We start from the raw sequence: 7,441 nt of genomic DNA, 5'->3' as shown, positions 1-7,441 counted from the left end.
ATGGTGCGACGGGGTGTTGAAGATGAACTCCCACCAGCGCGGGAGCTTCTCGATCTTCTCGGTGTGCAGGTGGAACTGCCAGATCAGGTTGATCGAGAAGACGAAGTAGATCATCCACGGCGGCACGCCCAGGAGTGGCAACGGAAGCCATACGACGACCTCGAACCACTGGTTCCACTTCTGCCGCAAGGCGGTCGAGAAGTTGAAGTAGACGCTTGAGTGGTGCGCCTGATGGCCGGCCCAGCCAAGGCGGACGCGGTGGGCGAAGCGGTGGTACGTGTAGAAGAGCAGGTCGACGCCGAGGAGCACGCCAACCCAGGTCCAGGGGTTCGACGCCGACAGGTGCCATGGCGCGAGATGCACGTAGATCACGGTGTAGAGCAGGAACGCGGCCGTACGAAATGCGGCTGAGAACCCGATCGACCCGAAGAACATCGTCAGGCTGGCTCGGGTGTCCTCCTTGAGGTAGCCCTTGACCATGACATTGCCTGCGGCAACATCCGCCTCCCGGTCGTGCTTGGCCTCGTTCTTGATCGCTGCCATCTCGATGAACATGAACAGCAGGAAGAACGGGATCGCGGCACCGGCCGGATCCTTCAGATTGTGCGAAAACGCCTCCCACATCTGGACATCGTCGCATGCGAGGTGGGCCGCCGACAGCAGTTCCGTGACGGTCGTATGCTCGCGACATGGCTGACGTGACGATCCTCCACAACACCGCGTGCTCGACCTCCAGGTATGCCCTCGACGAGGCTTTCGAGATCGGTATCGCACCCGATGTCGTGCAGTACCTCAAGAAGCCACTCAACCGAGACGAACTGCTTGACCTGATCGACAAGCTCGAGGATCCCGCTGCTGACCTCGTACGCAAGGACGGCTTCTTCAAGGGGCTGGAGCTGAGTCCCGACGACTACACGACGCCTGAGGCCGGTGGCTGATTTGCTCGTCGAGCATCCACGCCTGATGCAGCGTCCCGTCCTCGTACGCGGCAAGCGCGCCATCATCGGTCGACCCAAGGACCGGGTCGCAGAGTTCCTCGCCTGAAGTCCTGGACGCCGGGCTGACTCGAGCCGGTGTGTTCGGTGACCACGCACACCGATATCTTTTTCGTCGGCCTGCCGAGTGGCGGCCCTTTCTTATGGGGGAACTCTCATGACTGAAACACCCAACAACCCTGTCGAGCAGCCCTCAGAGGGAATGAGTGTCGGCAAGGTCGTTCGGATCGTCGTCGTCGCACTCGTCTCGCTTGGCGTCCTCGCCGGCATCGGCGGGTTCGCCTACGACAAGCTGACGTCTGCCGACCGCGACAAGACCGGCGCGATCACCTCACAAGGCAAAGTCGATGTCACCGATCTCAAGGCCGGCGACTGTGTTGTCGAGAACCTCGTCGAGGGCGAGTTCACTCGCGTTGAGGTTGCTCCCTGCGCCAAGGCTCACTTCTTCGAGGCCTACGCGACGTTCAAGCTGCCCGCTGGCGACTTTCCCGGCGACGAGAAGGTCGACCAGCTTGCCGGTGATGGTTGCTACGAGCGATTCGAAGACTTTGTCGGTGTCTCGTACGACGACTCGGAGCTTGAGATGACCTACATGAGTCCGATCGGGGACACCTGGTCCATGGACCGTGGCGTTGCGTGCCTCGTCACGGAAGAGGCTGCTACCAAGGGATCCCTCAAGGCTGCCAACCGCTGATCTGCACGCCCGATGCCCCACCGACTCGCTGAGTCGGTGGGGCATCTTCATTTGGTCGTTGTCGCGCTGCCTCGGACGGCCCAGAGCGACGAAGGTCGCGTTCCAGACTTTCGGCGACCTCCGTCGGCGGCGTGGCTACATCAGGTCCTTGAGCTCCTGCGGCAGCTCGAAATCGTCCTTGCCACCAGCGGGAAAGCCGAATGCGCTCGCGCCATCGGACTTCTTGGCGGCTGCAGCCTCGGCCGCACGCTTGGCGGGGTTGCCCGACACTCGCTTGCCCTTCTTCTGCTGCGGCTTCTGCTTGGCGCCGGCACGTTTGCCCGGCCCTCCGATGCCCGGCATTCCCGGCATACCGGGCATCCCTGGCATTCCGCCACCCTTGGCCATCTGCTGCATCATCTTGCGCGCGTCGAAGAACCGGTCGACCAGCTGGTTGACGTCCTTGACCTGCGTGCCCGAACCCTTGGAGATGCGAGCTCGACGCGAGCCGTCGATCATCTTGGGGTTGTCGCGCTCGGCGGGGGTCATGGACAGGATGATCGCCTTGATGCGATCGACTTCGCGCTCATCGAAGTTTTCGAGCTGTTCCTTCATGGCGCCCATGCCCGGGAGCATTCCCATGAGCTTGGTCATCGAGCCCATCTTGGCCATGGCTTCCATCTGGCCCAGGAAGTCCTGCAGGGTGAACGAGCCGCCCATGAGCTTTTCGGCGGCCTTGTTGGCCTCCTCCTCATCGAAGACCTTCTCGGCCTGCTCGATGAGGGTCATCATGTCGCCCATGTCGAGGATGCGCCCCGCCATGCGGTCAGGGTGGAAGACGTCGAAGTCGGTGAGCTTCTCGCCGGTGGACGCGAACATGATGGGGCGGCCGGTGATCGAGCGTACGGACAGCGCCGCACCTCCGCGCGCATCGCCGTCGAGCTTGGTCAGCACGACACCCGTGAAGTCGACGCCCTCGAGGAATGCCTGCGCCGTGACGACGGCGTCCTGACCGATCATCGCGTCGATGACGAACAAGACCTCGTCGGGATCGACGGCCTTGCGGATGTCTGCGGCCTGCTTCATCAGTTCTTCGTCGATGCCGAGGCGTCCGGCGGTGTCGACGATCACGACGTCGTGCAGTGTGCGCTGTGCTTCCTTGAGGCCCGCCTTGGCGACCTTGACCGGGTTGCCCTTGCCGTTGCCGGGCTCGGGGGCGAACACCGTGACACCGGCCTGCTCACCGACCACCTGCAGCTGGGTGACGGCGTTGGGGCGCTGGAGATCGGCCGCGACCAGCATCGGCGACTTGCCTTGCGACTTCAGCCACAGGCCCAGCTTTCCGGCGAGCGTCGTCTTGCCCGCTCCCTGGAGTCCAGCGAGCATGATGACGGTCGGACCGGACTTGGCGTAGCGGACACGACGAGTCTCGCCGCCCAGGATCGTGACGAGCTCGTCGTTGACGATCTTGATGACCTGCTGGGCCGGGTTGAGCGCCTGGCTGACCTCTGCACCGAGCGCGCGCTGCTTGACGTTGGCGATGAACTCACGGACGACCGGGACGGCGACGTCGGCGTCGAGCAGGGCAACCCTGATCTCGCGTGCAACAGCGTCGATGTCGGCCTCGGACAGTCGACCCTTGCCACGAAGGTTCTTGAACGCCGACTGGAGCCGGTCTTGCAGGGTGTCGAACATGTGGAGACGGTGTCCTTGGATCAGGTATGAGGGCGTGCCAAGACTATCTGAGCCACCCATCCACAGCCGTGCGTGGCGTCAGCCGAGGGCCGCAGCGACCCGATCGCGGAGCTGCTCGCCGGCCGCATCGTCAAGACGGTTGCCGTCGGCGTCGACGACATAGAACACGTCACGGACCTCGGTGCCGTACGTCGACATGTGCGCCGAACGGATCGACAGGTCGAGCGACGCGATCTCATGGCACACGGTCCATACGAGGCCGCGTCGGTCGTGCGCACGTACCTCCAGCAGGGTCGCGGTCTCTGACAGTCGGTCAAGGATTCGAATGCGTGAGCCCACGGCGTCTTCCGTCGGCTTGAGCTCGAGCCGTGCAGCAAGGTCGATCTCGCCTGCCAGTGCTGGCCGTATGCGTTCACTCAGGCGATTCGCGTCGACATCTGCCCGCGAGACTTCCCACAGGGACACCGCTGCATCGCCCAGCGTCACAGTGCGGGCGGAGCGAACCTCGAGACCCGTCAGCGCAATCGCACCGGCCAGGTCAGCCATCACGCCGCGGCGGTCCGAGGTGACGACGGTGAGCAGGGAACCATCCTTGTGAGCCTCGATCTCGAGCGTGAAGTCGGCTGGGCCGGTTGCGCCGTAGTCGGGGATCGGCACGCCGGCAGGCCATCCTTCGTACGCCTGCGCGTCGGGTGTGGCGACAGCGTCGTCCAGCTCTGCCTGCGTCTTGGCGACCAGTCCTTCGATCAGGCCTCGGCGCCAGGTCGTCCACGCCGCCGATCCGGTTGCCTGCGCGTCCGACGCCGACAGTGCGGCCAACAGCTCGAGGAAGTCAGCCGACTCCACGACCTCCGCGACGTTCGCGGCGGTCGACGGGTCCTCGATGTCTCGCCGCGTGGCGATGGTCGGCAGCAGCAGGTGCCAACGTACGAGTCGGCCAATCGTTGCTGCGTCGTCGGCGTCAAAGCCCCATCGCGTCGCGATCGACACGGCCATCGGCTCACCTTCGACGCTGTGGTCGCCGTCCACGCCCTTGCCGATGTCGTGCAGCAGCGCGGAGACAGCCAAAAGGTCCGGACGAGCGACGTCACGCTGGACCTCGGCGGCGAACACGCACGTCTCGAGGCTGTGCCGGTCGACCGTGAAGCTGTGCACAGGCGATGAGGATCCGCGCAACCTCACGGACTCCCACTCGGGGAGCCACCTATCGATCACGCCCGCGAAGTCGAGCTCGTCCCAGACCGGTATGAGTCCGGGGCCGGCGGTCAGCAGGTCGACCATCAGCCGGGTCGACGACTTCGGCCAAGGGTCGTGCATCTCGCCCATCGCCCGTGCCAGCCTGGCCGCGGACCCCGCGCTCAGCGGGTGGCCGTCACGAGCGGCCACGGCTGCGGCGCGCAGCGCGAGCTCTGGATCGATCGCCGGATCAGCTCGCTGCATGACGATGACCTCACCGTCGAGCAGGCCAACCCCTTCAGCCAGACGAGTCACCACAGGACCGGTCGCCGAGATCTTGGGCTTGCGCGTTGGAGCGACGGCACGGTCGATGCGCCGCCAAGCCAGCGACGACAGGTGCGCGATTCGACGGCCGAGCTGGCGGGTGTGCAGGTCGAGTTGCTCGGCACCCATGTCGAGCAGGCGAGCCACCTCAGGGATCAGCTCAGCGTCCAGACGTTCCACGCGGCGACCGCTGGCCTCATGCAGCGCATCCCGTACGTCCAGCAACGAGTTGCGCAGGCTTTCGGACTCTTCGTGAGGTACGTCGATCAGCCAGGTGGCGACCAGCGCACGCAGGATCACGCTGTCGCGAAGCCCTCCCCCGGACTCCTTGAGGTCCGGAACCGCGGAGTGCGCCAGCCAGCCGGACCGCTCGATGCGGGCTCGGCGGGCCTCGCGAACCTCCTGGACCCGCGTGCGAGCCTCGCGCCGCCAGTCGGCAAGCACTTCCGAGCGCAGGGTGGTGACGAGCTCGGAGTCGCCGGCGACCGCACGAGCATCGAGCATGCCCATCGCCGCTCGGTGATCGGTCGCCGCCGCTTCACGCATCTGCACCGTGTCGCGCACGGAGTGGTCCAGCGCCACGTTGTCGTTCCACAGCGGATACCAGATCGACTCGGCCACAACTCGTACGTGATCCTCGTCGAGCCCCGGCTCGTGCAGCAGGACGACGTCGAGGTCACTGAACGGCGACAGCTCGCTGCGGCCATAGCCACCGACTGCTACGAGCACGAGACCGGAGCCTCCGCCATCAGCGGTGGCCTTGGCGAACAGTTCACGCAGTGTCTCGTCGGCTTCAAGGGCACGATCCCTACGCCGCTGCGCCAGTTCCGCCCTGTCGAACCCACCGGTGGGAAGCACCTGTTTAGAGCGCTGCCTCGTCGGTTTCGCCGGTGCGAACGCGCACGACTGACTCGACCGGGATCACCCAGACCTTGCCGTCACCGATCTTGCCGGTCTTGGCCGCTCCGGTGATCGTGGAGACAACCTTGTCCACATCGGCGTCGTCGACGACGACCTCGAGGCGGATCTTGGGAACCAGCGATACGTCGTACTCAGCGCCGCGGTAGACCTCGGTGTGGCCCTTCTGCTGGCCGTACCCGCTGGCTTCGGTCACCGTCATGCCGGCGATTCCCGTGGCGGCGAGTGCCTCGCGGACTTCTTCCCACTTGTGCGGCTTGACCACCGCAGTTACGAGCTTCATCCTCAGTCCCCTTATCCCATTCCGCCGGTGGTCGATCCCGCGTGATCGTACGCGGTCTCCAAGTGCTCGATCTGGTCGATGCCGGTGACCTCGTGCTCTTCGTCTATCCGCAAGCCGATCAACCTGTCAATCACGGTAGCGATGACATACGTACACGTGAATGCGTAGACGAGCACGACCGCCGCAGCCACGACCTGCTTGCCGAGCTGATCGAGGCCACCACCGTAAAACAGACCCGGCTGGCCGAAGCCGAGCAGCTCGATCGCAGTGTTGCTCGCTAGGAGACCGATCAACAAAGTGCCGACGATGCCGCCGACGAGGTGAACGCCGACAACGTCGAGCGAGTCGTCGTATCCAAGCTTGAACTTCAGGCCGATCGCGAAGGCACACACAGCACCAGCAACAGCGCCGACCACGAGAGCGCCCATTGGTGAGACCGAGCCGCAGGACGGCGTGATGGCCACGAGGCCCGCAATGACGCCTGAGGCGGCACCAAAGCTGGTGCCCTTGCCGTCGCGGATCACCTCGACCGCGAGCCAGCCGAGCATCGCGGCAGCACCGGCCGCGACGGTGTTGATCAGGGCGAGGCTGGCGAGCTGATTGGCTCCAAGAGCAGAGCCGGCGTTGAAGCCGATCCAGCCGAACCAGAGCAGGCCCGCACCGAGCAGCACGGAGGGAAGGTTGTGGGGACGCATCGGATCGCGCTTCCAGCCAACGCGCTTGCCGACCACGAGCGCGAGGGCAAGGGCCGACGCACCCGAGCTGATCTCCACGACCGTGCCGCCGGCGAAGTCGAGCGCACCGAGCTTGTTGGCGATCCACCCACCCTTGATGTCGTCGCCGTCGAACGCGAAGACCCAATGGGCGACCGGTGCGTAGACGACTGTCATCCACACCGGCACGAACAGCGCCCAGGCAACGAACTTCATGCGATCTGCCACAGCGCCGCTGATCAGAGCGATCGTCACGATCGCGAACGTCAGCTGGAACACCACGAAGACGTATGTGGGAATTGTCCCGGTCAGCGTGCTGGGCGAAATGCCGTTGAGGCCTACGTGGTCGAGGCCGCCGACCAGTCCGCCCTTTGCGTCGTCACCGAAGGCCAGGCTGTACGCGTACAGGAACCACACGACAGGTGCGATTGCCATCGCGATGAAGCTCATCATCATCATGTTGAGCACGCTCTTGGCGCGGACCATGCCGCCGTAGAAGAACGCCAGCCCTGGTGCCATCAGCAGCACGAGTGCCGATGATGCGAGCAGCCATGCGGTATCGCCTGAATCCATGTCGTCCTCCGACTGTCGTCAAACCTCGTCGGTCGCGGACACTATCGCACCGCGACCTGACGCGTGTCGTGAACGAGAAGCAGCACTGGCA

At 64.8% G+C, this 7,441-nt stretch carries 8 protein-coding genes; 3 read left to right on the top strand and 5 right to left on the bottom strand.

The window, feature by feature from the left end; all coding sequences use genetic code 11:
- A partial coding sequence (locus tag V6M39_RS10005; RefSeq protein ID WP_332643677.1) for a sterol desaturase family protein occupies positions 1 to 624 on the bottom strand: 624 nt, incomplete at its 3' end.
- A gap of 65 nt (positions 625 to 689) precedes the next feature.
- On the opposite strand from V6M39_RS10005, the gene V6M39_RS10000 reads away from it, so the two are divergent.
- The 3 genes from V6M39_RS10000 to V6M39_RS09990 all read left to right on the top strand — a co-directional run bounded on the left by V6M39_RS10000 (position 690) and on the right by V6M39_RS09990 (position 1,689).
- Positions 690 to 938, top strand: a complete 249-nt coding sequence (locus V6M39_RS10000; RefSeq protein WP_332643676.1) for a hypothetical protein — start codon at positions 690 to 692, stop codon at positions 936 to 938.
- Positions 931 to 1,044, top strand: coding sequence for an arsenate reductase family protein (locus V6M39_RS09995; protein ID WP_332643675.1), 114 nt, complete (start codon positions 931 to 933; stop codon positions 1,042 to 1,044). The genes V6M39_RS10000 and V6M39_RS09995 overlap by 8 nt, the downstream gene beginning before the upstream one ends.
- A gap of 108 nt (positions 1,045 to 1,152) precedes the next feature.
- Complete coding sequence (locus V6M39_RS09990; RefSeq protein WP_332643674.1) at positions 1,153 to 1,689, top strand: septum formation family protein; 537 nt, start codon at positions 1,153 to 1,155, stop codon at positions 1,687 to 1,689.
- 135 nt (positions 1,690 to 1,824) lie between these two features.
- Here V6M39_RS09990 and ffh read toward each other — a convergent pair whose 3' ends face one another.
- From ffh to V6M39_RS09970, 4 genes are all read right to left on the bottom strand, one after another.
- Positions 1,825 to 3,363, bottom strand: a complete 1,539-nt coding sequence (gene ffh / locus V6M39_RS09985) for a signal recognition particle protein (protein WP_332643673.1) — start codon at positions 3,361 to 3,363, stop codon at positions 1,825 to 1,827.
- Positions 3,364 to 3,441: 78 nt separating this feature from the next.
- Positions 3,442 to 5,721: a [protein-PII] uridylyltransferase gene (locus tag V6M39_RS09980; protein ID WP_332643672.1), complete on the bottom strand. Its 2,280-nt coding sequence runs from the start codon at positions 5,719 to 5,721 to the stop codon at positions 3,442 to 3,444.
- A 4-nt stretch (positions 5,722 to 5,725) separates the two neighbouring features.
- Positions 5,726 to 6,064 (bottom strand): P-II family nitrogen regulator, encoded by a 339-nt coding sequence (locus V6M39_RS09975; protein ID WP_332643671.1) that lies wholly within the window; start codon positions 6,062 to 6,064, stop codon positions 5,726 to 5,728.
- Positions 6,065 to 6,075: 11 nt separating this feature from the next.
- Entirely contained in the window at positions 6,076 to 7,350 is a 1,275-nt protein-coding gene (locus tag V6M39_RS09970) for an ammonium transporter (RefSeq protein ID WP_332643670.1), read from the bottom strand.
- Between the last annotated feature and the right edge of the window lie 91 nt (positions 7,351 to 7,441).

Origin of the sequence: Aeromicrobium sp. (assembly GCF_036675695.1) — a bacterium.
Lineage (GTDB): Bacteria > Actinomycetota > Actinomycetes > Propionibacteriales > Nocardioidaceae > Aeromicrobium.
The sequence above is the reverse complement of the archived record's forward strand: the minus strand, read 5'-3'. Positions and strand labels throughout refer to the sequence as shown.